General features: G+C 63.9%; 22 protein-coding genes. 11 read left to right on the top strand and 11 right to left on the bottom strand.

Going from position 1 to position 21,223, the window contains the following annotated elements; all coding sequences use genetic code 11:
• The coding region (locus tag AC1DT2_RS03460) for a LysR family transcriptional regulator (protein WP_477294330.1) at positions 1-442 on the bottom strand (442 nt) is incomplete at its 3' end.
• Between the two features lie 154 nt (positions 443-596).
• Here AC1DT2_RS03460 and AC1DT2_RS03465 point away from each other — a divergent pair.
• From AC1DT2_RS03465 to AC1DT2_RS03480, 4 genes are all read left to right on the top strand, one after another.
• Positions 597-1,145, top strand: a complete 549-nt coding sequence (locus AC1DT2_RS03465; RefSeq protein WP_063573275.1) for a peroxiredoxin — start codon at positions 597-599, stop codon at positions 1,143-1,145.
• A gap of 208 nt (positions 1,146-1,353) precedes the next feature.
• Positions 1,354-1,896 carry a carboxymuconolactone decarboxylase family protein gene (locus AC1DT2_RS03470; RefSeq protein WP_063573276.1) on the top strand — a complete coding sequence of 181 codons (543 nt, stop codon included), beginning with the start codon at positions 1,354-1,356 and terminating at the stop codon, positions 1,894-1,896.
• Between the two features lie 174 nt (positions 1,897-2,070).
• A complete protein-coding gene (locus AC1DT2_RS03475; protein ID WP_477294333.1) occupies positions 2,071-2,430 on the top strand; it encodes a DUF1428 domain-containing protein in 360 nt (119 codons plus the stop codon).
• A 117-nt stretch (positions 2,431-2,547) separates the two neighbouring features.
• Positions 2,548-5,235, top strand: coding sequence for a M1 family metallopeptidase (locus AC1DT2_RS03480; RefSeq protein WP_477294335.1), 2,688 nt, complete (start codon positions 2,548-2,550; stop codon positions 5,233-5,235).
• A gap of 58 nt (positions 5,236-5,293) precedes the next feature.
• On the opposite strand, the gene AC1DT2_RS03485 is transcribed toward AC1DT2_RS03480, so the two are convergent.
• Positions 5,294-5,725, bottom strand: a complete 432-nt coding sequence (locus AC1DT2_RS03485; RefSeq protein WP_477294337.1) for a DUF4879 domain-containing protein — start codon at positions 5,723-5,725, stop codon at positions 5,294-5,296.
• 248 nt (positions 5,726-5,973) lie between these two features.
• On the opposite strand from AC1DT2_RS03485, the gene AC1DT2_RS03490 reads away from it, so the two are divergent.
• Positions 5,974-6,393, top strand: a complete 420-nt coding sequence (locus AC1DT2_RS03490) for a hypothetical protein (RefSeq protein WP_477294339.1) — start codon at positions 5,974-5,976, stop codon at positions 6,391-6,393.
• Entirely contained in the window at positions 6,390-6,626 is a 237-nt protein-coding gene (locus AC1DT2_RS03495; protein WP_157503894.1) for a hypothetical protein, read from the top strand. Before AC1DT2_RS03490 ends, AC1DT2_RS03495 begins: the two co-directional genes overlap by 4 nt.
• Before the next feature lie 56 nt (positions 6,627-6,682).
• On the opposite strand, the gene AC1DT2_RS03500 is transcribed toward AC1DT2_RS03495, so the two are convergent.
• Positions 6,683-7,039, bottom strand: coding sequence for a hypothetical protein (locus AC1DT2_RS03500; RefSeq protein WP_477294342.1), 357 nt, complete (start codon positions 7,037-7,039; stop codon positions 6,683-6,685).
• 252 nt (positions 7,040-7,291) lie between these two features.
• Between AC1DT2_RS03500 and AC1DT2_RS03505 the strand changes: the two genes are divergently transcribed.
• On the top strand, positions 7,292-8,254 hold the full coding sequence (locus tag AC1DT2_RS03505) for a LacI family DNA-binding transcriptional regulator (protein WP_477294344.1): 963 nt from the start codon (positions 7,292-7,294) through the stop codon (positions 8,252-8,254).
• A 9-nt stretch (positions 8,255-8,263) separates the two neighbouring features.
• Here AC1DT2_RS03505 and AC1DT2_RS03510 read toward each other — a convergent pair whose 3' ends face one another.
• A complete protein-coding gene (locus AC1DT2_RS03510; protein WP_477294346.1) occupies positions 8,264-9,382 on the bottom strand; it encodes a Gfo/Idh/MocA family protein in 1,119 nt (372 codons plus the stop codon).
• 144 nt (positions 9,383-9,526) lie between these two features.
• Here AC1DT2_RS03510 and AC1DT2_RS03515 point away from each other — a divergent pair, with 144 nt between their 5' ends.
• Positions 9,527-10,429: a phytanoyl-CoA dioxygenase family protein gene (locus AC1DT2_RS03515; protein WP_213948593.1), complete on the top strand. Its 903-nt coding sequence runs from the start codon at positions 9,527-9,529 to the stop codon at positions 10,427-10,429.
• Positions 10,430-10,526: 97 nt separating this feature from the next.
• Here AC1DT2_RS03515 and AC1DT2_RS03520 read toward each other — a convergent pair whose 3' ends face one another.
• Together AC1DT2_RS03520 and AC1DT2_RS03525 are read right to left on the bottom strand one after the other, a co-directional pair.
• On the bottom strand, positions 10,527-11,384 hold the full coding sequence (locus tag AC1DT2_RS03520; RefSeq protein WP_477294348.1) for an alpha/beta hydrolase: 858 nt from the start codon (positions 11,382-11,384) through the stop codon (positions 10,527-10,529).
• Positions 11,385-11,434: 50 nt separating this feature from the next.
• Positions 11,435-12,298 carry an alpha/beta hydrolase gene (locus AC1DT2_RS03525; RefSeq protein ID WP_477294350.1) on the bottom strand — a complete coding sequence of 288 codons (864 nt, stop codon included), beginning with the start codon at positions 12,296-12,298 and terminating at the stop codon, positions 11,435-11,437.
• 49 nt (positions 12,299-12,347) lie between these two features.
• Here AC1DT2_RS03525 and prmC point away from each other — a divergent pair, with 49 nt between their 5' ends.
• On the top strand, positions 12,348-13,169 hold the full coding sequence (gene prmC / locus AC1DT2_RS03530; RefSeq protein WP_477294352.1) for a peptide chain release factor N(5)-glutamine methyltransferase: 822 nt from the start codon (positions 12,348-12,350) through the stop codon (positions 13,167-13,169).
• Positions 13,170-13,185: 16 nt separating this feature from the next.
• Here the strand turns inward: prmC and dxs are convergent, their stop codons facing one another.
• Both dxs and AC1DT2_RS03540 read right to left on the bottom strand, forming a co-directional pair.
• Entirely contained in the window at positions 13,186-15,081 is a 1,896-nt protein-coding gene (gene dxs / locus AC1DT2_RS03535; RefSeq protein WP_477294354.1) for a 1-deoxy-D-xylulose-5-phosphate synthase, read from the bottom strand.
• 75 nt (positions 15,082-15,156) lie between these two features.
• The gene (locus AC1DT2_RS03540) at positions 15,157-15,765 is read right to left on the bottom strand and encodes an HNH endonuclease (RefSeq protein WP_477294356.1); all 609 of its coding nucleotides are present in this window, start codon (positions 15,763-15,765) and stop codon (positions 15,157-15,159) included.
• Between the two features lie 262 nt (positions 15,766-16,027).
• On the opposite strand from AC1DT2_RS03540, the gene AC1DT2_RS03545 reads away from it, so the two are divergent.
• The gene (locus tag AC1DT2_RS03545; RefSeq protein WP_063571102.1) at positions 16,028-16,783 is read left to right on the top strand and encodes a SapC family protein; all 756 of its coding nucleotides are present in this window, start codon (positions 16,028-16,030) and stop codon (positions 16,781-16,783) included.
• Positions 16,784-17,580: 797 nt separating this feature from the next.
• Here AC1DT2_RS03545 and AC1DT2_RS03550 read toward each other — a convergent pair.
• The 3 genes from AC1DT2_RS03550 to AC1DT2_RS03560 form a co-directional block, all read right to left on the bottom strand.
• Entirely contained in the window at positions 17,581-18,057 is a 477-nt protein-coding gene (locus tag AC1DT2_RS03550; protein WP_477294358.1) for a GNAT family N-acetyltransferase, read from the bottom strand.
• A gap of 187 nt (positions 18,058-18,244) precedes the next feature.
• Complete coding sequence (locus AC1DT2_RS03555) at positions 18,245-20,020, bottom strand: acyl-CoA dehydrogenase C-terminal domain-containing protein (protein WP_477294360.1); 1,776 nt, start codon at positions 20,018-20,020, stop codon at positions 18,245-18,247.
• Positions 20,021-20,062: 42 nt separating this feature from the next.
• Positions 20,063-20,563 carry a hypothetical protein gene (locus AC1DT2_RS03560; protein ID WP_213948595.1) on the bottom strand — a complete coding sequence of 167 codons (501 nt, stop codon included), beginning with the start codon at positions 20,561-20,563 and terminating at the stop codon, positions 20,063-20,065.
• A gap of 147 nt (positions 20,564-20,710) precedes the next feature.
• On the opposite strand from AC1DT2_RS03560, the gene AC1DT2_RS03565 reads away from it, so the two are divergent.
• Positions 20,711-21,190, top strand: coding sequence for an SET domain-containing protein (locus AC1DT2_RS03565; RefSeq protein ID WP_213948596.1), 480 nt, complete (start codon positions 20,711-20,713; stop codon positions 21,188-21,190).
• Positions 21,191-21,223: the final 33 nt, after the last annotated feature.

Consider the following 21,223-nt stretch of genomic DNA (forward strand, 5'->3'; position numbering starts at 1 on the left):
GGGCGAGGATGCCGGCGTCCAGCGTGCCCTCGCGCAGCATGCCAAGGATCTGCTCGGTTTTCTCTTCGCGCAGGAGCAGCTCCAGGCGAGGAAAGCGCTGGCGCAGGTGCGGAATGACGTGAGGTAACAGGTAGGGACCCAGGGTTGGGAAAATGCCCAGCCGGATCGTGCCGGACTCCGGATCACGGGTGCGCTGGGCGATCGACTTGATCTCGTCGACCTGCGAAAGGACCCCCCGGGCGCGCCGGGCGATCTCGCGACCGGTCTCGGTCAGCAGCACCTTGCGCGGTGTTCGCTCGACCAGGGCCACGCCCAGTTCGTCCTCCAGCTTGCGGATCTGGGTCGAAAGGGTCGGCTGGCTGACGAAGCTGGCCTCGGCCGCACGCCCGAAATGGCGGTGCTCGGCCAGGGCAACGAGGTAGGACAAGTCACGCAGGTTCATGGCGACGGGCTCGACTCGGAACGATAGGTCCAGCCTATCACAATGATGTCTACAATCGATTTGAGATATATGTTGCAGCGCGCTAATCTTGCCTTTCAGTCGCGGCGACATGAGCGCGCGCAGAGTTCATTCCACCCTCAACGGAGAGTCAAACGTGCTGAGCATTGGCGATAAGTTCCCCCAGTTCAACCTCAAGGCTGTCAACGGCGGCCCGCTCGCGAACAAGATCGAAGACGCGTTCATCGACGTCTCCGACAAGTCGTACGAGGGCAAGTGGAAGCTCGTTTTCTTCTACCCGAAGGACTTCACCTTCGTCTGCCCGACCGAGATCAAGGGTTTCAGCGATCTGAACGAGAAGTTTGCCGACCGTGACTGCCAGGTGCTGGCCGTGTCGACCGACTCCGAGTTCGTCCACCGCGCCTGGCGCATGGACCACGCCGACCTGAAGGACCTGCTGTTCCCGATGGTTGCGGACATCAAGAAGGACCTGACCTCGGCCCTCGGCATCCTGACCGACGAAGGCGTTGCCCAGCGCGCGACCTTCCTGGTCGATCCGAACGGCGAGATCCAGTTCGCCTACGTGACTGCCGGTTCCGTCGGCCGCAACCCGGACGAAGTGCTGCGCGTTCTCGACGCGCTGCAGACCGACGAGCTGTGCGCCTGCAACTGGAAGTCCGGCGACGAGACCCTCAAGGTCGCCTAAGGCAGCACCGGTCGTAAGTCCCGCGCCACAGCGCTCCCTCCCCCGCGTGGCGCGGGCTACCCGAGAGGCGGTGAAGTTCGCTTCACCGCCTCTTTTCTAAGCCCCTTACCGCATCACCGACACGCTCTCACGTGTCCCGCGTGAACCGGCACCGCGCGTGCCGAGCCATTCCGCGCCTCATTCCCTATTCCAAGACAAGGTGCATCCCATGAGCGTCGCCGATCTTCGTAGCAAGCTTCCCGAATACGCCAAGGACCTCAAGCTCAACCTCGACTCCGTGTTGAGCGAAGCGGGAGCCCCGGGCCTCAACCTTGCCCAGATTTCCATGGTCGCCCTCGGCGCCGCGTTCTCGGCTCGCTACAAGCCGCTGACCGAAGCCATCGCCGCGTTCGCTGCCGAGCACGCCACGGCCGAACAGCTGACCGCCGCCAAGGGTTCGGCCGCGATCATGGGCATGAACAACATCTATTACCGCTTCCAGCACCTGGTCAGCCACCCGGAATACGCGACCATTCCGGCGAAGCTGCGCATGAATGTGATCGGTGCCTACAAGGGTGACGCCAAGAACGACTTTGAACTCGTCTCGCTGGCGGTCTCGGCCGTCAACGGCTGCGGCATGTGCATCGACTCGCACGACAAGGTGCTCCGTGACGGTGGCATTTCGGTGCAGGCGATTCAGAGCGCGGTGCGCATCGCTTCGGTGATCCACGGCGTCGCCGTGGTCCTTGAGCAGGCCGACGCCGCCGGCTGATTGCAGCGACACCTGTGCCTGTAGGAGCCGATTCATCGGCGATCCCGCGGCAGCGGGCCGATTTGTTGCAAGCACCCATCGCCAATGAATTGGCTCCTACGAAAGGCCGCGTTTAACGCGGCCTTTCTTCGTTCTGGGAGACGCTTCCCTAACCATCACCGGGAGGGTTGCGCCATGAGCTACGTCGACGGTTTCGTTTTACCCGTACCACTGGACCGCATGGACGACTACAAGAAGATGGCCCGCAAGGCGGGCAAGATCTGGATGGAGTACGGCGCCCTGGCCTACAACGAATGCATCGCCGATGACGTCAAACCCGGCAAATCCACGTCGTTTCCGCAGTCCGTAAAGCTGAAGCCCGGCGAGACCGTGGTCTTCTCCTGGGTGGTCTACGAGAACAAGCGCGCACGCGACCGTGTCATGAAGAAAGTGATGGAAGATCCGCGACTTGCCGAGTTCATGGACCCCAAGAAGCTACCGTTCGACGGCAAGCGAATGGTCTTCGGCGGATTCAAGCCCATCGTCGAGCTTTGATGCTGCGGCGTCCGGAATGACGCGGCGCAGCGAGGACAGGGGTGCCTTCTGGCACTGTGTCGAAGGTCATCCCTGTTCGCAGGATGGGCGATTACCCACAGGGGAGTCCCACCCGCCATGCGTCGTTTCGTCCGTCCTCTCATCCTTACCGCGCTCGCCACCTGCTGTGGCGCCGCGTTCGCCGCCGGCACGGACGCCGCCGCGCCCCTCGGCCACCTGCCGACCTGGGCCCAGCCTGAAAACTACAAACTGGCCTTCAAGGTCGATCCGAAGCAGGAAAACTACTCCGGCTCGACCACGATCAAGATCAAGCTGAGCCAGGCCTCCGACTTCATCTGGCTGCACGGTAAGGACCTGACGGTATCCAAGGTCACCGTCACCGATGCCGCCGGCAAGAAGCATGTCGGTAAGTACACCGTCGCCGCTGAGAAGGAAGGCGTCGCACGCATCGACCTCGGTGCGAAGCTCGATCCGCAGGAGATCACCCTCGCGATCGAATTCACTGCGCCGCTGAACAAGCAGTTGCAGGGCCTCTACAAGGTCTCGCACGAAGGCGTGCCTTACGCGATGACGCAGATGGAGCCGGTCTCCGCGCGCTACGCATTCCCGGGCTTCGACGAGCCGTCGTTCAAGGTGCCGTTCGATCTCAGCCTGACCATTCCGGCCGACGACCAGGGCGTGGCCAACACCGCGCAGGTCAAGGAAGAAAAAGCAGGCGCGGGCTGGAAGACGCTCACGTTCTCCACGACCAAGCCGCTGCCGACCTATCTCGTCGCGTTCGCTGTCGGCCCGTGGGACGTGGTCAAGGGTCCGGATATTTCGCCGACCGAATTCCGTACGACCGCCACGCCGCTACGCGGTATCGCTGCGAAGGGCGAAGGCCATCGCATGCAGCATGTGCTGGGCGAGACCAACTCGATCATCCACACGCTCGAGGACTACTACGGTTTTGGTTACCCGTACGACAAGCTCGACCTGCTCGCCGCGCCTGACTTCAGTGCCGGTGCCATGGAGAACGCGGGTCTGGTCACCTTCCGTGACTGGCTCCTGCTGATCGACCCGGATTCGGAGGCGAAGTACGTCCGCGGCTCGTTCAACGTCAACGCGCACGAACTGGCCCACCAGTGGACCGGCGACACTGTGACCATGGCGTGGTGGGACGATCTCTGGCTCAACGAAGCCTTCGCCACCTGGATGCAGCAGAAGGTCACCACCAAGGTTCACCCGGAGTACCGCGCCGATCTCGATCGCGTTCGCGGCGCACAGGGTGCGATGAACAACGACAGCCTGGTCAGCGCGCGCAAGATTCGCCAGCCGATCACCGGCAATGGCGACATCGAAACCGCGTTCGACGGCATCACCTACCAGAAGGGCGCCGCCGTTCTCGGCATGTTCGAAGGCTACGTGACTGATCCGGTCTTCCAGAAGGGCATGCGTGCCTATATCCAGAAGCACAAGTTCGCCAACGCGACGGCTGACGACCTGATCGATTCGATCGCCGAGGCGGCCGGACAGGGCGATGCATTCAAGAACGCGTTCCGTAGCTTCCTCAATCAGTCGGGCGTGCCTTACGTCACCACCGAGGTGAAGGTCGAAGGCGGCAAGACCGTCCTGCATCTGACCCAGAGCCGTTACCTGCCGCTGGGCAGTACGGGCGACGCCAGCCGCGTCTGGGGCGTGCCGATGTGCGTGCGCTACGGCACCGCCGGCGGTGCGAACAAGGTCAAGTGCGAGCTGTTCGACCAGGCGACCGGCACCATGGTGCTCGACGATGCCGCCAGGGGCACGTGGGTGCTGCCGAATGCGAACGGTCGCGGCTACTACCGTTTCGCACAGAGCAAGACCGACCTCGCCGCACTGACCAAGGTGGTCGGTACGTTGAGCGACGCCGAGCAGCTGGCCTATACGGATGCCGTGCGCGCCGCCTTCCTTCACGGCGACCTCGATGCCGGCGACGTCCTCGCTGCGCTCAAGCCGGTCACGGCTTCGAAGACCCGCGAGGTCTTCACCGCACCGATGGCCACGTTCAGCTGGATCTTCAACAACGAAGCCACCACCGACGCCCAGCGCGACCACCTGCGCAAGTGGGCCGTCGCTGCGTACCTGCCGAAGCTCAAGGAACTGGGCTACCGCAAGAAGGCGGGCGAGGCGGACAACGACACGATCACCCGCACGACGCTCGCGGGCTTCCTCGGGGACGACGACATCGCCGCGCCGGAAGTCCGTGCCGAACTGCTGAAGCAGGGCGACGCCGCACTGAAGGTGAAGGACGGTCATCTCGACCTCGATGCCGCCGATCCCGACCTGCTCGCCGACTCGCTCGGTGTGGCCGTGCAGGAACGTGGCGCGCCCGCCATCGATGCATTGATTGCCGAGATCCCGAAGACCTCCGATCCGGCCAAGCGCAACGCGATGCTCTCGGGCCTGGCCAGCACCAAGGACGTGACGCAGTCGAACAAGGTGCGTGACTTCTCGCTGAGCAAGGACGTGAAGGTGGGCGAGATGGCCGCGCTGCTGCGTGGCAACCGTGACTCCGAAGCCGGCCGCAGCGAGCTGTGGACCTGGTACACGACGAACTACGACAAGATCGTGGCGCGTACTGGCAGCTTCGCGGGCGGCAAGCTCGTCTCGATGGCCGCCGGTGGCAGCTGCTCCAAGGCCGAAGCCGATCGCATGAACGAGTTCTTCAAGCCGAAGCTTGCACAGGTGAGCGGTGCGGAACGCGATCTGGCCCAGACCAGTGAGTCGACCCTGCTGTGCGCAGCACTCAAGGCGAAGCAGGACCCGAAGGCGATCACGCGGTGATCGTCGTCGACGTGTAACACCGAAGGCCGGGCGAGAGATCGCCCGGCTTTTTTTTTGATCAGCGGATTTGCAGTGTGGCTCGCTGCGGGCTGCCGAAGCCGTTCGGCAACACCACGACCTCGAAGTGTCCCCCTTCGCGGCCACTGGCGTCCCAAGTGCTGCGATGGCCGATGATCGTTGCGCCGCGTGGGCACGGTCCCAGGCGGCCGCGGACGTTGCAGAGCGATTCGTACTTGACCTCGCGAAGAGGCGTTCCGAGCAGTCGTGCTTGTGCGCCGTGTCCGTAGCCGATTTCGTCGGTGATGATTTGAAGGACCGGACCACCGTGATCTCTCGCCGTCCATGATCCGCCCTGCGGTATGACTTCGGCCCCTCCCTTCGTCGACTTTACGGAGTGTACGTAGACCCGGGAAAGACTGTTGCCGGCGTGAGCGACGCCGATGCCAAGCATCAGACTTAATGTGCACGCAGTAAGGGCGAAACGCTTCATGAAATTATTCTCCTCAGGTCGAATGGACCGAGGGCATGATCTGCCTATCGCTCCAAGCGGATCGATGGCGCGAGGATGAATTCTGTGGAGGTTTGCGCCTCACCTGGGCGTGATTTCTTCTCTTCGTGGTCGTAGGCGTAGGGGGAGGCCGATGAGTCGTGACGTCCTTTGTCGCGACCTTGCTCGAGCATCTTTTGTCGTCAACCATTCTCTGCTCTCTTGATCGTCACCGATCAGGAGTAACGCACATGCAGGTTACGAGTTCAGCACTGACTACCCGGGCGTACGCGATGCCGGCGTCAACGATTCAGAAGCCATCCAATGTATCTCTTGAGGCCAAGGCACACGGAAGTGTCGGTGCTTCGGAAGCGATCGACTTCTCGAATATCACGCCGCGGAAACTGCATGAGTATGTAGACGAACGGCTCATGAGCGGAGCGGTCGATGGCCCCGACGGACTGTATTGCACGACCCTTTTTGATTCGATACCCGCCGAGTGGTACGCCGAGCGACCAGACGTACCCATGGACCTGACAAAGACGATCGACAGCATGGCCGCCTTTGCCCACGACAATGGGTTCTCAAAGCTCGTGAACCTGTACGACGGCCTGATGGACTGGATGAAGATGATGGAGGTCCAGCCCGCCCATATCTCGGTGATCGCGTGATGCTCAGGCCGGTGCTGGGGCCGGGTGCCTATGCCGTCACAAGCACAACCTTGCGAACGCCGATCACGGCGCGTCCGTCAGTCCACGTAGCAGGGACACCGTTTTCGAAAGCCATCGACGTGGCGTCCGGTCGCGTCTATGGATCGAAGCCCCTGACGGCGTTCTACGTCGGCCTGACCGACCGCATGAAGCAGATGGGGGCACTACACCTCCCCATCTCGGTCGTCGCCTGATGCAAGCTGCCAGCAGCGAAAGCCGGGCGAGTGATTGCCCGGCTTTCTCCCTCCGGCTACTTGCTCGGAGCGACGGTGTTCGAGGTATCCATCGTCAGTCGAAGAGTGACGGCGCCTTTATTTGAGTAGTCACATACGACGAGGCCTGTGCCGCTGACGGATCCGCTCCCAGCGCTAAGGGTTTTCAGATCGGCCTTATGATTGTCGAATGCGGAGACAGATCCTTTCCACGTCTTCCCGCCCTCTGTCGCGATGTAGTCCGTTCCCTCCTCATCCGTCCCGGCGTTCGAAATGCCCAGGTCCTTGATGTTGCTGGCGGCAGGACATGTAACGCCTGCGGCAGCGGCTTGCCCACATACGGCCAGCATCGCCATCATGGCGAACGAGTAGCCGCGAACATTCGTCATTCTCATTGCACGCTCCTGTGTTGGACAACGACACGGAAACCATACCTTGGTGGCGATGAGAAGAGCGCACGCGGTCGTTGCACCGCATATCCTGTTTTGCGAGACAAAGCCGTAACTTGAGTCTCCGGTGCCGTTTCAGCGGATCGATTGTTTGGCTGGCTGCCGTCGTTCCGCTCGCTGCGGCGGATGCGCTAACCTTGCCGCATGCCCCCTCGCACACCTTTGCCGAGTCGACCCTCTCCCGCTACCGCACGCGATGTGGCGGAGGCGGCGGGCGTTTCGATCTCGGCGGTCTCGCGGACATTCACGCCCGGCGCCAGCGTGTCAGCGAAGACGCGCGAGCTCGTTACCGAGACCGCCGAACGCCTCGGCTATAAGCCGAACCGACTCGCGCGCAGCCTCATGACCGGGCGGACGGAGCTGATTGGGCTCGTCTCCAACCATTTCGCCAATCCGACGTTCATGGAAGTGTTCGACCTCTTTACCCGCGAACTTCAGGCGAGAGGTCTGAGGCCTTTGCTGGCAAACCTTGGTGAAGACGAGGATGGCAAGGCGGCGCTCGACATGCTGCAGCAGTACAACGTCGACGCTGTGCTGATCGCCACCTCGGCCCCGCCTGCAGGTTTCGCCGCGTCATGCCGCGCGGCGGGACTGCCGGTGCTTCACGTCTTCGGCCGAGCGGGGCGGTCGTCACCCGTCCCCGTGGCTACCGTCGACAATGTCGAGGGTGGACGTCTGGTAGCGCAAGCCATGCGCTCGCGCGGCCTGCGTCGTCTGGCCTTCCTCGGCGGTTCGGCGCACGATGCGTCGACGATCGATCGGTGCAAAGGCTTCGCCGAAGTGGCGGGGTCGTCATTGCGGCAGACGCTGCACGCAGGCAATTACACGCATGAGCACGGCCGCGTGGCCATGCATGCGTTGCTCGACCGACATGACCGGCTCGACGGCGTCTTCTGCGGTGATGACGTGCTGGCGCTCGGTGCGATCGACGCCTGTCGCGAGCGTGGTGTCGATGTGCCCGGTGAAGTCAGTATCGTCGGGTTCGATGACATGCCGCTGGCGGCCTGGGCTTCCTACTCGCTGACGACGGTGCGGCAGCCGATTCGCGACATGGTGTTGCATGCGATCGAGCGGATTGTTGCCTGGATGGAGGACCCTGAGGCGGTGCCGCGGAGTAAGTTGTTTGGTTGTGAGTTGGTGGTTCGGGGGAGTCTGCGCTAGGGGTGGCTGCTAATCGATACTGATCCAGCGGCGTTCGCGGTTCGATAGCAGGGCCGCCTCAATCACGCGGTCGACCTCGTAGCCATCGCGGAAGGTCGGCCAGATGACTTCGCCGGTGGCCACGGCCTGCAGGAAATCCCGTGCTTCGATGACGATCTGGTCGTTGTAGCCGGTACCGTGACCGACGCCCTGATTGAAGGCGAGGTAGTCAGGATGAGCGGGGCCCATGAGCAGCTTCTGGAAGCCTCGTCGCGCCGGCTCTCGGGCGGCGTCGTAGAGCCAGAGGGCGTTCTGATCTTCCTGATCGAACGCTAGGGCGCCACGGGTGCCAGTGATGCGATACGTGTAGCCCATCTTTCGTCCAGCCGCCATGCGGCTGAAGCTGATGCTTCCCGTGGCGCCGTTGGCGAAGCGCAGCAGCATCTGTCCCTGGTCGTCGTTCTCGACGGCCTCCCATCCGTTCGGCCCATCCCGTCGCGAATGCACGATGTTCGTGTCGGCGACCAGACTGGCAATGGGCCCGACCAGCCGCAGGCAGGCATTCACGATGTGCGGCGCGACATCACCCAGCGCGCCGGCTTCCGTGCCCGTGGCTAGGCGTGTGCGCCATGAAGCGGGCAGGGCGGGGTCGTGCAGGTAATCCTCGACGTGTTCGGCGGTCACCTGGATCACGTCGCCGATCTCGCCCGAGGCGATGATCTGCCGGGCCAGCTGGCTGGCCGGCGTACGGATGTAGTTGAACCCGATCATGTTGACCAGTCCGGCGCGCTCGACCGCCTCGGTCATGCGTAGCGATTCGTCGGCGCTGGCCCCTAGCGGCTTCTCGCAGAACACCGGCTTCCCGGCGGCGATACAGGCCATGACCATGTGCAGATGGGTCCGTGGAGGCGTGGCGATCACCACGGCATCGACGCGGGGGTCGGCGACCAGTTCCCGCCAGTCGCCGGTCGACCGAAGCCAGCCCCAGCGCCGCGCGTGCTCCGCGGCGCCCTCGGCGGTCGATGTCGCGATCATCTCGCAAACCGGCCGCAGGGCTGTCTCGAAGATGGCGCCGACGCCCTGGAAGCCCACGGTGTGTGCTTTGCCCATGTAACCGGCGCCGATCAGGCCGATCCGTAGTTCGCTCATCGCTGGCTCGTCCTGACATGTGAATGCAGCCGACTCTAGGGATGTTGCAGTGCAATTTGCAAGCGCTTGCAAAACGGCATAGCGTAGTTCCCGAACCGGCGCTTTCCCCGCCTAACCACGCCGCCGTCGCGGCAGGAGCCAGCCATGCATGCCTCCGCACATTCGTTTCCCCCTTCACCCACCCGCATTCGTGTGTTCACCGAGGACACCCTGGACACCGACGCCGTCGTGAGCGAACTGCTCGACGGCGTTGGCGCGGTCACGTTGCGTGGTTTATTCACGCCGGCGGAGATTGCCCAGGCGCGGGACATCGTCATGCGCGAATCCGACGCCGACGAGCGTGGCCGTAAGGTCACGCACTTCCAGGGCGATGCGGAGAAGGCGGGACGGATCAATCTGCAACGTCGCGTCTGGAACCTTCTGGCCAAGGGCGAGATCTTCTCGCGGATGGCCGCGCATCCGGCGATCATGAAGGTGATGCGCGCCTTCATCGGCAGCGAGTTCATCATGGGTTCGATCGCGGCGAACCGCATCCTTCCCGGTGGTCCCGGGCAGGAGCCGCATATCGACTATCCCTACTGGGATTTCCATTCGCCGGAAACCCACCCGGCACGGATCAACGCAACGTTCCCGCTGAACGCGCAGGCGACGATCATGCTCGATCCGTTCACGGAAGAAACGGGCGCGACGGCTTTCGTGCCGGGCACGCAGCGCGAGTTGCATTATCCCGATGAGAGCGACCGGTTCTTCGACCGTTGCGAACGAATGCTCGGCGAGCCTGGCGATACCGTGATTTTCTTCGGGGCCGTCTGGCATTGCGCCATGCCCAATCGCAGCAGCATCGATCGCTCGGCGATCATCACGCAGTACCTGCCGAAGTTCGTCAAACCGATGGAAGACATGCCTGCGGCGTTGCCGGCCGAGTTCGTGAAGAATGCGAGTGCGGATATACGTCAGTTGCTGGGTCTCAATTACCCGTATCCGGAAATCCTCGACGCGTCGCGCGGTGGCAATGCCGAGGGCCGCGATGCGATGAAAGCAAGGTAGATCGTGTGGCGATGTTTCTGTAGGAGCCGATTCATCGGCGATAGCGTGCTCGCGGCAACCTGGCCATCGCCGATGAATCGGCTCCTACAAGAGCGCGTCATTTCACCTGGGAGTGCTTGCGGATAAAGGCCACCACATCGTCCAGTACCGGCGCTTTGTGTTTGCCTGTGCCGAGGCCGAACAATACGCCCATGTGGCCGGTGTCCGGATAGAGCTTTACGTCGACCTGTTCGCCGCGCGCTTCGTAGTGCCTTTGCAGCGAGAGCGCGTTGGATGGCCTCACGGTGCCGTCGGTCTCGCCTTGCAACAACAGGGCGGGCGGTTCGTCGCCATCGACGAAGTTGACCGGTTGTGAACGTGCCTGCTCTTCCGGTGTGTGTCCGAACATGTCGATGAAGTCATCGCTGGTCAGAGGCAGGAAATCATACGGCCCCGCCAGCCCGATGAATCCGGAAAGGTCGCGCGGCTTCATGCCGACTGCTCCGAGCCAGTGTGCATCGGTCGCCAGCAGTGCCGCGATGTGTCCACCCGCCGAATGCCCCATCACGTAGAGATGCGATGCGTTGCCGCCGAACTCACTGGCGTGATCGTGCGTCCAACGCACGGCCTCTGCGCCGTCATGCATGAAGCCATCCAGGCGCACCTTCGGCCATTGCCGATAGTCCGGCACCACGGTGACGATACCTCGCGCGGCCAGCGCCTCACCCACCCATCGGTACCACTGGCGTTTGCCGCTCTTCCAGCTGCCGCCGTAGAAGAAGACGACTACCGGTGCGTTACGGGCGTCGGGCGGCGAGTACACGTCCAATGAGAGMCCATGGGAGGCGTCGAACGTGATGTTCTGGTGCGCGACCGTTCCCGCCTGGGGTTGGCGCGCATTGACCACGCTGAACAGGGCGGACTGGCAGCCGCTGAGGAGAAGGGTGCCGAGGGTAACGAGGAAGAGTCGGGTCATGCCGATACCTTACGGAACCGGCGTGAAGGCGGATGCAGGTGGGGCCGGTATCAGTGTGAAGGGCCGCCCGAATAGCGATGGATGAAGGCCATGGTGTCGGCCAGTACCGGGGCCCTGCTCTTCAACGGACCGAACGCGAGAAGGAGCTTTTCATGTCCCAGGTTCGGGTAGAGCTTCAGTTCCACCGGTTCGCCCTGCTCGACGTAGCGCCCCTCGAGCGCGAGAGCCTCCGACGGGTAGACGATCGTGTCCTTTTCTCCCTGCAGCAGCAGGGCCGGCGGCTCGTCGCCGTCGACGAAGTTGATCGGTTGTGAGCGCGCCTCCTCCCCGGGTGTCTGCCCGAACATGTCGTAAAACTCGGGCTCGTCGAAGGGAATGAAGTCGTAAGTGCCTGCGACGCCGATGAAGCCAGCGAGGTCGCGTGGCTGCATGCCGACGGCGGCCAGCCATTGCTTGTCCATCGCCAGCATGGCGGCAATCTGCCCACCCGAYGAATGGCCCATGACGAAGAGGTGGGAGGGATCGCCACCGAAATCGGTCGCGTGGTCATGTGCCCAGCGAACGGCTTCGGCGCCATCGTGCAGGAACCCGTCCAGTCGCGCCCGTGGCCACAGGCGGACATCGGCCACGATGGTCACCACGCCCTGGGCCGCCAGTGCTTCCCCCATCCAGCGGAACCACGACCGCTTGCCAGTCATCCAGCTGCCACCGTAGAAGTAGACGACAACCGGGGCATGGTCCGCGTGCGGCGGCGAGTAGACATCCACGGCCAGGGCGAGCGCCGTGTCGTAAGTGATGTTCCGGTGCGCCAGGACATGGTCGGAAGGCTGGCGCAGGTTCATCGTGCCGAAGAACGCGGCGCGGCATCCGCCGAGCAGCAGCACGAAAGAGAGAAGTAAGGCGCGACCGATCATCCGTCTAGTCTAGGCGAGGAGTGAAGCGCATCGACGTTAGAATGGCCGCATGACCGACATTCGCACGATCCTGCGCCAGGCTGCCGAAGCACTCGGCGATCGACTAGAGGCCGAGCTGCTGCTGGCGCATACGCTGGGTGTGAACCGGGCATGGTTTTTCGCCCACGCGAGCGACCCGGCAGATGCGACGGCGGTTGAGCGTTTCGAGTCGCTCGTGCGGCGTCGTGTCGATGGCGAGCCTGTCGCCTACATCACAGGCACACGGGATTTCTGGTCTCTCACGCTGGAAGTGACGCCGGCCACGCTTATCCCGCGCCCGGAAACCGAGTTGCTGGTGGAGCTCGCGCTCGAGCGCCTACCGCAAGGTGGTCGGCTCGTCGACCTCGGCACCGGTAGCGGCGCCATTGCGCTGGCGATTGCGAAGGAGCGTCCGGATGCGACCGTGTTCGCCGTGGATGCGAGCGCGGATGCGCTTGCCGTGGCGCGCCGGAACGCACAGCGCCTGGGGCTCGAACGCGTGACGTTCGCCCAAGGCGACTGGCTGGCGCCGCTGGTTGGCGAGCACTTCGACCTGATCGTCAGCAATCCACCGTATATCGAATCCGACGACCACCATCTGCGCGAAGGCGACCTGCGCTTCGAACCGCTCTCCGCGCTGGCTTCGGGGGTGGACGGCCTGGACGATATCCGCCGCATTTCAGCCGCCTCGCTGCCCCTGCTTGCACCGGGCGGATGGCTGTTGCTTGAACACGGCTGGAATCAGGGCCAGGCAGTACGCGGCGTCCTTGAGGACGCCGGTTTCCTTAAAGTATTCACCGCCCAGGATCTGGAACAGCGTGACCGCGTCACCGGCAGTCGCACGCTTTCCTGAGAGCCAAGGCGCGGGATCAACCCGCGCTGGCTACCGCGCTTGCGACGTACTGCGGAAACCGCGTCACGATCGCATGTCGGATCTGCGGCAGGTCGAGGCCGGCCATCGTCAGTACTTCCTCGCGACTACCGTGTTCGAGATAGGCATCCGGAAGGCCCAGGTGGAACATCGGCAGGGTGACACCGTTAGCCGCGAGCAACTCGGCGACACCGGCACCGGCACCGCCGGCGATGGCGTTGTCCTCGATGGTGACGAAGGCCTTGTGCGTGCGCGCCATCTCGAGGATCAGTTCCTCGTCCAGCGGCTTCACGAAGCGCATGTTGATCAGCGTGGCATCTACCTCGGCAGCGATCACCGCGGCTGGCGCGAGCATGGTGCCGAAGGAGAGGATGGCCAGGCCGTGATGGYCGCGGCGACGCACTTCGGCCTTGCCGATCGGGAAGGTTTCCAGCGCCTCGACCATCTTCGCGCCCGGACCGGTACCGCGCGGGTAACGGATGGCGGCCGGGCCGTTGTAGTGGAAGCCGGTGCTCAACATGGTCCGGCATTCGTGCTCGTCGGCCGGCGCCATGATCACCATGTTCGGCAGGCAACGCATGAAGGACAGATCGAAGCTCCCTGAATGGGTGGCGCCATCCGGGCCGACCACACCAGCGCGGTCGATGGCGAAGGTCACGTCCAGGTTCTGCAGGGCGACATCGTGGATGGCCTGGTCGTAGGCGCGCTGCAGGAAGGTGGAATAGATCGCCACCACCGGCTTCGCGCCTTCCACCGCCATGCCGGCAGCCAGCGTGACCGCGTGCTGCTCGGCGATACCCGCGTCGAAATAACGCTGAGGGTATTTCTTCGAGAAGTGGACCAGACCCGAACCTTCGCGCATCGCCGGCGTAATGCCGAGAAGACGTTCGTCGGTCGCGGCCATGTCGCACAGCCAGTCGCTGAAGATATCGGTGTACGTCGGCTTTGCCGGCGCACCTTTCTTGACGACGCCGGCAACAGGGTCGAACGGACCGACGGCGTGATATTCGATCGGACCTTTCTCGGCGGGCTCGTAGCCCTTGCCCTTGGTCGTCATCACATGGATGAGCTGCGGCCCGGGGAGGTCCTTGACCGTCTGGAGCGCCGTTACCAGCTGGGCCATGTTATGGCCGTCGATCGGGCCGGTGTAATGGAAGCCGAGCTCTTCGAACAGCGTGGAGGGCACGAACATGCCCTTGGCATGTTCTTCCCAGCGCTTGAAGAAGCGGCCGAAGAAGGACTCGCGCGGCATGGCTTTCTTTGCCCGCTCGCGCCAGGCATTGAGCGTCCGGCTGGACATCGCGCGGGCCATCATCTTGGTCATCGCGCCGACGTTTTCGCTGATCGACATGCCGTTGTCGTTGAGGATCACCAGCATGTTCGGCTCGATGTCGCCGCCATGGTTCAGGGCCTCGAAGGCCATGCCGGCGGTCATGGCACCATCGCCGATGACGGCGACGACCTTGCGGTTGTCACCCCGGCGCTGCAGCGCGATGGCCATGCCGAGGGCGGCCGAGATCGAGGTCGAGGAGTGGCCGACGCCGAAGGTGTCGTACTCACTCTCTTCGCGGCGCGGGAAAGGGGCGAGCCCGTCCTTCTTCTTGATCGTCGTGATCCGGTCGCGACGACCGGTGAGGATCTTGTGCGGATAGCACTGGTGGCCGACGTCCCAGACGAGGCGATCGCGCGGCGTGTCGAAGACGTGGTGCAGGGCGACCGTCAGTTCGACCACGCCCAGGCCCGCGCCGAAATGCCCGCCCGACGAGGCGACGGCCTCGATCAGATAGCGGCGCAGCTCGTCGGCGATCGCCGGCAGTTGGTCGTCCGGAAAGCGTCGGAGATCCTCCGGCGATTCGATCTGCGCCAGATATGGGTAGCGGGAGAGGTCGTTCATACGCCTATTGTTCGCCTACGGACGAGCCGGGGCAAGGGACGAGGCGTGAATGTTTGCGGGCAGTCCGGGGCGGATTCAGGCCGGACGGCGGTCCCGCGGCAGGTGACCGACCAGGAATTCCATCTGGTCGGCCAGGATATTGCGGTTGGAGAGGATCAGGTGCTCGACCCAGCTGGGCCGGTAAGGCACCGCCAGGAGGGGCATGTTGGCCTGCTGCGGGGTGCGGTTGCTCTTGCGCAGATTGCAGGCCAGACAGGCGCTTACGACGYTCTCCCACTCATCCGCGCCCTTCTTCGAAAGAGGGAGGACGTGGTCGCGGGTGAGCTCATGGCGGGTGTAGTGATGGCCGCAATACAGGCAGATGTGCCGGTCGCGGGCGAACAGGGCGGTATTGGTGAGGGCCGGTGCCGGGTCGATGGCGTGTTCGCGGCAATGGCCGGTGCTGGCGACGATCGGGTGGAGCTGGAGACTGCTCTGGAGTCCACTGGCGCGGCTGAGGCCGCCGTGGACGGTCAGACAGGGGTCGCCCAGCGTCCAGGCGACGACGCCACGAACGTACAGGCAGACGGCATCCTGCCAGCTGATCCAGTCCAGGATGCGGCCTGCAGCATCGAGGGAAAGTACCCGCGTCGTATTGAGCGCGGTCACCCTCGGCAGGTCGTCCTGAAGCACTTCCATCGTCATCGTGTCTCGTCCTTCACGTAAGCGAAAGAGCGTTCCAGCAAGCCGAACTCCGTGCGGATCGATGGTTTGATCCGACCCCACAAGGGGCGTTGACCCGAGCATAGCCCATTATTGCTACAGAAAAGCACCGCTGCGGCCCGCTTCTTGCGGGGCTGTCCGGGCCGCGAAGCGCTGATATAGTGAGCGTTCGATAGAGTCCCGACGGGTTTGGAAGGGGGGCCGGGGTGGCTTCCCAGGTCCGGCGGGTATAGAGGGTTTCACTGTGGCAGAAGTGCTTTTCTACGAGCGTCCGGTTCCGCTGAACCGCACCGCCCACCGCGACCTCCGCATCAAGGCGGTCAACAACATCCGTTTCGCCGCCGGCGCGCACTCCGTGCCGCTGACCGGCGTCGAGTTTGCGCCAGCCGCGCGTGACTTCCCGATCCTGTTCGCTGGCAACACCATCGAAGAAGCCGGCCCGATGGCCCTGCTTGGCCTGCGCCAGGGCGAGAACCTGCTCGTCGGCGAGAACGGTTTCTGGGAGTCGGGCCTGTACATTCCGGCCTTCGTCCGCCGCTACCCGTTCGTGCTGGCTGAAAAGCCGGTCGGCGCCGAGGGCGACGACTTCACCGTGTTTCTCGACGAGGCCTACGAAGGCTTCAACGAAACCGAAGGTGAGCGCCTGTTCAACGAGGACGGCACCGATGCGCCGGCCCTGACCAACGCCGTGAAGTTCCTCGGCGAGTTCCAGGACCATGTCGCCCGCACGCAGTGGTTCATGGGCAAGCTGCGCGAGCACAACCTGCTCGAGGAGCGCACCATCACCCTGCAGAAGGAAGGCAAGGGCATCAACCTCAACGGCTTGTTCGTGATCAACGAAGAAAAGCTGCGCACGCTGGATGAGAAGGTCGCCTACGAGTTCCTGCGCGAAGGCGCCTTCGGCTGGATCTACGCTCACCTGATCTCGCTGGCCAACATCGACCGCATGGCCGCGCGTCTGGATGCGCGCGAAGCCAAGGGCGAACCGGCTACGGTCTGATCGACCCCCGCCGCTTGCGAATGAAAAGGCCACCGCAGGGTGGCCTTTTTTTTGGTTCTTCACGGATTACCGTGGCCCGGGCGCTCGGCTTTCAGGCCGGCGTTCTTTCGCACCTCGCGCATGGCTCGCCTTCGGCTTCGCGGGCTCGGCTTCGCCGTCGCTTCGTACACTTGGGCGTCTCGCGGGGAGACCTTGGTGCCCACCCTCGCTGCTCAGACACGTCCTCCGCGTTCGAAAGGGAAGGCCGCTCACGCGGCCCATGTATCTAACTGGCCTACGGCCGCTCCACTTGTGCGGAACTCGCCTCGAGGGTGGACACCAAGGTCTCTCACGACGATACGGTCAGCTGGACGGAGAGCCGTTGGGCGTGGGTGTTGCCGCCGAAGCTCGYCGTGACGGCCGTCCTGCTGGTACGACCATTCCAGCTCGGTGACGCCGCTGCGCCGCTGCGCGCGGATGATCGCGACGGGCGCGCTGGGGTCGAACGTTTRSCGATGGCAATGCCGACGAGCCAGCAGCCGGAGCGGCGCTGCTTTGTCGGCTCGACCYGCACGAACCTCAGGGATGGGAAGAGTCTTCGGTGCCCACCCTCGAGGCGAGTTCCGCACAAGTGGAGCGGCCGTAGGCCAATAAGAACAGGGGCCGCGCAGCGGCCTTTCCGGTACGAAACGCGGAGGACGTGTCTGAGCAGCGAGGGTGGGYACCGAAGGCTCTGCGCCGCGACGTCTGCACGCAGAAGGCTCTGCGCCTCACCGTCTTCGGCGTCCCCGGCATGCCGCGAAGAACCTTTTTTTCGGTCAGCGCACCGGCTTCGCGAGCCGCATCAGATCGGTGTCGAAGCCATGGGTCACATAGAGATCCCTGGCTTTTTCGTTGCCCGGGAGCACGGCCAGGGTGACGAACTGGCAGTGATGCTCCTTGGCCCAGGTGTCGGCGTACTCGAGCATGAACTTGCCCGCGCCCACGCCTTCGTATTTCTGGGCGACCGCGATATTGGCGATATGGCAGTTGTCGCGATGGGTGAAGAAGTCCTTGGTCTTTTGCAACTGCAGGAAGCCTACCGACTYGCCGTCCTCATTTTCGACGACGAAGATGTAGCTGTTGGGCGGCTGGTCGTCGAGGTGGTGGACGAGGTCGGCTTCGATGCCCTTCAGACAATCGGTGCGCGTGCGGCCGTTGGGCAGCGGGAAGCTGATGAAACGGGGAACCAGATCGAGGATGAACTCATCGTCGTCGCTCTCGGCGAGACGGATCAGGAACGGGGAGTCGCTCATCGTATCGGGCACCGTCGCAGCTGAAGGATTCCGGAAAGAGTCTGTTTTCTACACCTTCACGCGGGCCGACGGAAGCCCCGGGGCGGGGCTTCCGTCAGGTAGGAGCCGATTCATTGGCGATGGGTGCTTGCGGCGACCCTGCCCGCTGCCGCGGGGTCGCCGATGAATCGGCTCCTACAGGTGCGGATTAGAGCAGCTCGGGCAAGGTGGCTACGCCGGCTTCGATYGCCGCCTTATGCACGTGGATGCGCGGCAGGATGCGGGTGAAGTAGAAGGTGGCGGTGTCGCGCTTGGCCTGCTTATCGTTGGCCGAGAGGGCGGAGCCGCCGGCGGCCAGCACGCTGCGGGCCCAGAAATAGGCCAGGGTCACGTAGCCCGAGAAATACAGGTAATCCACAGCCGCGGCGCCGAGCTCTTCCGGGTTGGCCTGCGCACGCTGCGCGATGGCCTGGGTCACGTCACCCCAGGTCTTGGTCGCCACGGCGAGCGGGCCGATGAAGGCCTTCACGGCATCGTTCTCTGCGTTGGCCTGGCAGAAGGCGGAGATTTCGTTGAGGAAATGCTTCAGGCCGGCGCCCTGCAACTGCATGATCTTGCGGCCGAGCAGGTCGAGCGCCTGGATGCCGGTCGTGCCTTCGTACAGCGTGATGATGCGCGCGTCACGGACGAACTGTTCCATGCCGTGTTCGGCAATGTAGCCGTGCCCGCCGAAGATCTGCAGGGCTTCCTTGGTGCACTCCTGCGCGGCCTCGGTAAGGAGACCCTTGGCGATCGGAATCAGGAAGGAGAGCAGCTCGCCGGCGGTCTTGCGTGCCTGGGGATCGGCATCACGGGATTCGATGTCGCTTTGCAGCGCGGCGTATGCCGCCAGCACGCGGCCACCTTCGACGAAGGCGCGCTGGGTGAGCAACATGCGGCGGACGTCCGGATGCACGGTGAGCGGATCGGCCGGCTTGTCCGGGAATGCCGGACCGGTCAGCGCGCGCATCTGCAGGCGCTCGCGGGCGTAGTTGAGGCTGTTCTGCAGGGCCCGCTCGGACAGGGCCAGACCCTGGATGCCGACGGCGAGCCGAGCCGCATTCATCATGGTGAACATCGCCATGAGTCCCTTGTGCGCAGGCCCGATCAGCCAGCCTTCGGCGCCATCGAAGTTCATGACGCAGGTCGCCGAGCCCCTGATGCCCATCTTGTGTTCGATGGCGCCAGCGGCGACGGCGTTGCGCTCGCCAAGTGAGCCGTCCTTGTTCACCTTGAACTTGGGCACGATGATCATCGAGATGCCGCGGCTACCCGCCGGGGCATCCGGCAGACGAGCCAGTACGAGGTGGACGATGTTCTCCGCGAAGTCGTGCTCGCCCGCGCTGATGAAGATCTTGGTGCCGGTGACGCGATAGCTGCCATCGGCGTTGGGCTCGGCGCGTGTCTTGAGCAGGCCCAGATCCGAGCCCGCCTGCGGCTCGGTCAGGCACATGGAGCCCGTCCAGCGGCCTTCGACCAGCGGCTTGAGGAACGTTTCCTGCTGCCAGGCGTCGCCATGGTGGTCGAGCGCGTCAGTGGCACCGTGCGAAAGCAGCGGATAGATGCCCCAGGCCAGGTTGGCCGAGTCGATCATTTCCTTGGTCATCGCGCCGAGTACGGCGGGCAGGCCCTGGCCGCCGAACTTCTCGTGTGCCGTCAGGCCGGCCCAGCCGCCTTCGGCGTACTGGCGATAGGCTTCCTTGAAGCCCTTCGGCGTGGTCACCGTGGCGGTGGCCTTGTCGTAGTGACAGCCTTCCTGGTCACCCGAGGCATTCAGCGGTGCGAGCACCTGCTCATTGAAGCGCGCGGCTTCCTCCAGGACGGCGTCGAGCAGATCGCGCGTATGCGCCTCCCCACCCTCCAGACGACCGAGCACGGCATCGGCGCCGAGCACGTCGTAGAGGGCGAAGCGCATGTCGTTGAGGGGGGCTTTGTAGATCGTCATGGTGAATCCTGGCGAGGCGCGGCAAGCGCGGCTATGGAGTAATCAGGGAGAGCGGTAGGTGTCGGGTATGCCGGGCACGGGCGAGAGCCAGTTCTTGCCGTGCACGTCGAACGTGCGCGACTTGTCCTCTTTCTCCGGCGTGGCCGAGATGCGGCCGTCGATGGCATAGGGCAGCGAGCCGCTGCTGCCCTTGGCGGCAAGGTCAGCCAGCGCTTTGGACATCTCTGCCGTGGGCAGGATGTCGATCACGGTCACGTCCGCGGCGAAAGAGGGAATGTCCTGGTCGATCTTCGCGTCGAGCAGAACGCCGCCCAGATCGCCCACGCGCAGCGTGCCCTGGAAGCGGTCGAATGACATGCCGCCGTAGCTGTTGTTGCGCAGGCGGAGCGTCACATGCCACGTGCCGCCGGGCTTGGCGGCGACCTGCTGCAAGGTCACGGCCGGCGGATACACGCTTTTCTTCTCGGGCCCACAGGCCGCCAGAAGTGCGGTCACGGCAAGCAGCGCCGCGCGGAAAACAGTGGTGCGGAGGATCGAGGTCATTCCCTGGGATTCCGGCGTATGGGCGTCGAACAGTTGTTCGATGGTAGCGCTGGCCGGGCCATACGCGCGAGACGTGCGTTTGAAACGCGGTTCCCAAGCGCCGCACTAGCAGGCATCATCCGTTCTGACCTTTCTACGTGCCCTCCCATGACTCGACGCATCGCCGCCCGACGCTCTCCCATCCACGGAAACGGCGTTTTCGCCACCGCCGCCATCAAGGCCGGTGACGAAATCATCGAATACCAGGGCGATCGCATCACCCACGCCCAGGCCGACAAGAAGTACGGCGACGGTGGCGAGACCGGCCATACCTTCCTGTTCACCCTCAACGATCGCTTCATCGTCGACGGCAACAGCAACGGCAATACGGCTCGCTGGATCAACCACGGCTGCGACCCGAACTGCCAGGCGGTGATCGAGGAGGCGGTGGAAGGCAAGCCGTCGAAGAAGGACCGTGTGCTGATCGAAGCCATCCGCGACATCGCCCCCGGCGAAGAGCTGACCTACGACTACGGCATCACGCTGGACATGCCGCATACGGCTCGCCTGAAGAAGGTGTGGTCATGCCTGTGTGGCTCGCCGAAATGCATCGGCACCATGCTCAAGCCGAAGCGCAAAGCCGCCTGAGGCTAAGCCTCCCGTGGTGTGGGAGCCGCATAA

Source organism: Luteibacter sp. P4_E6 (assembly GCF_056401535.1).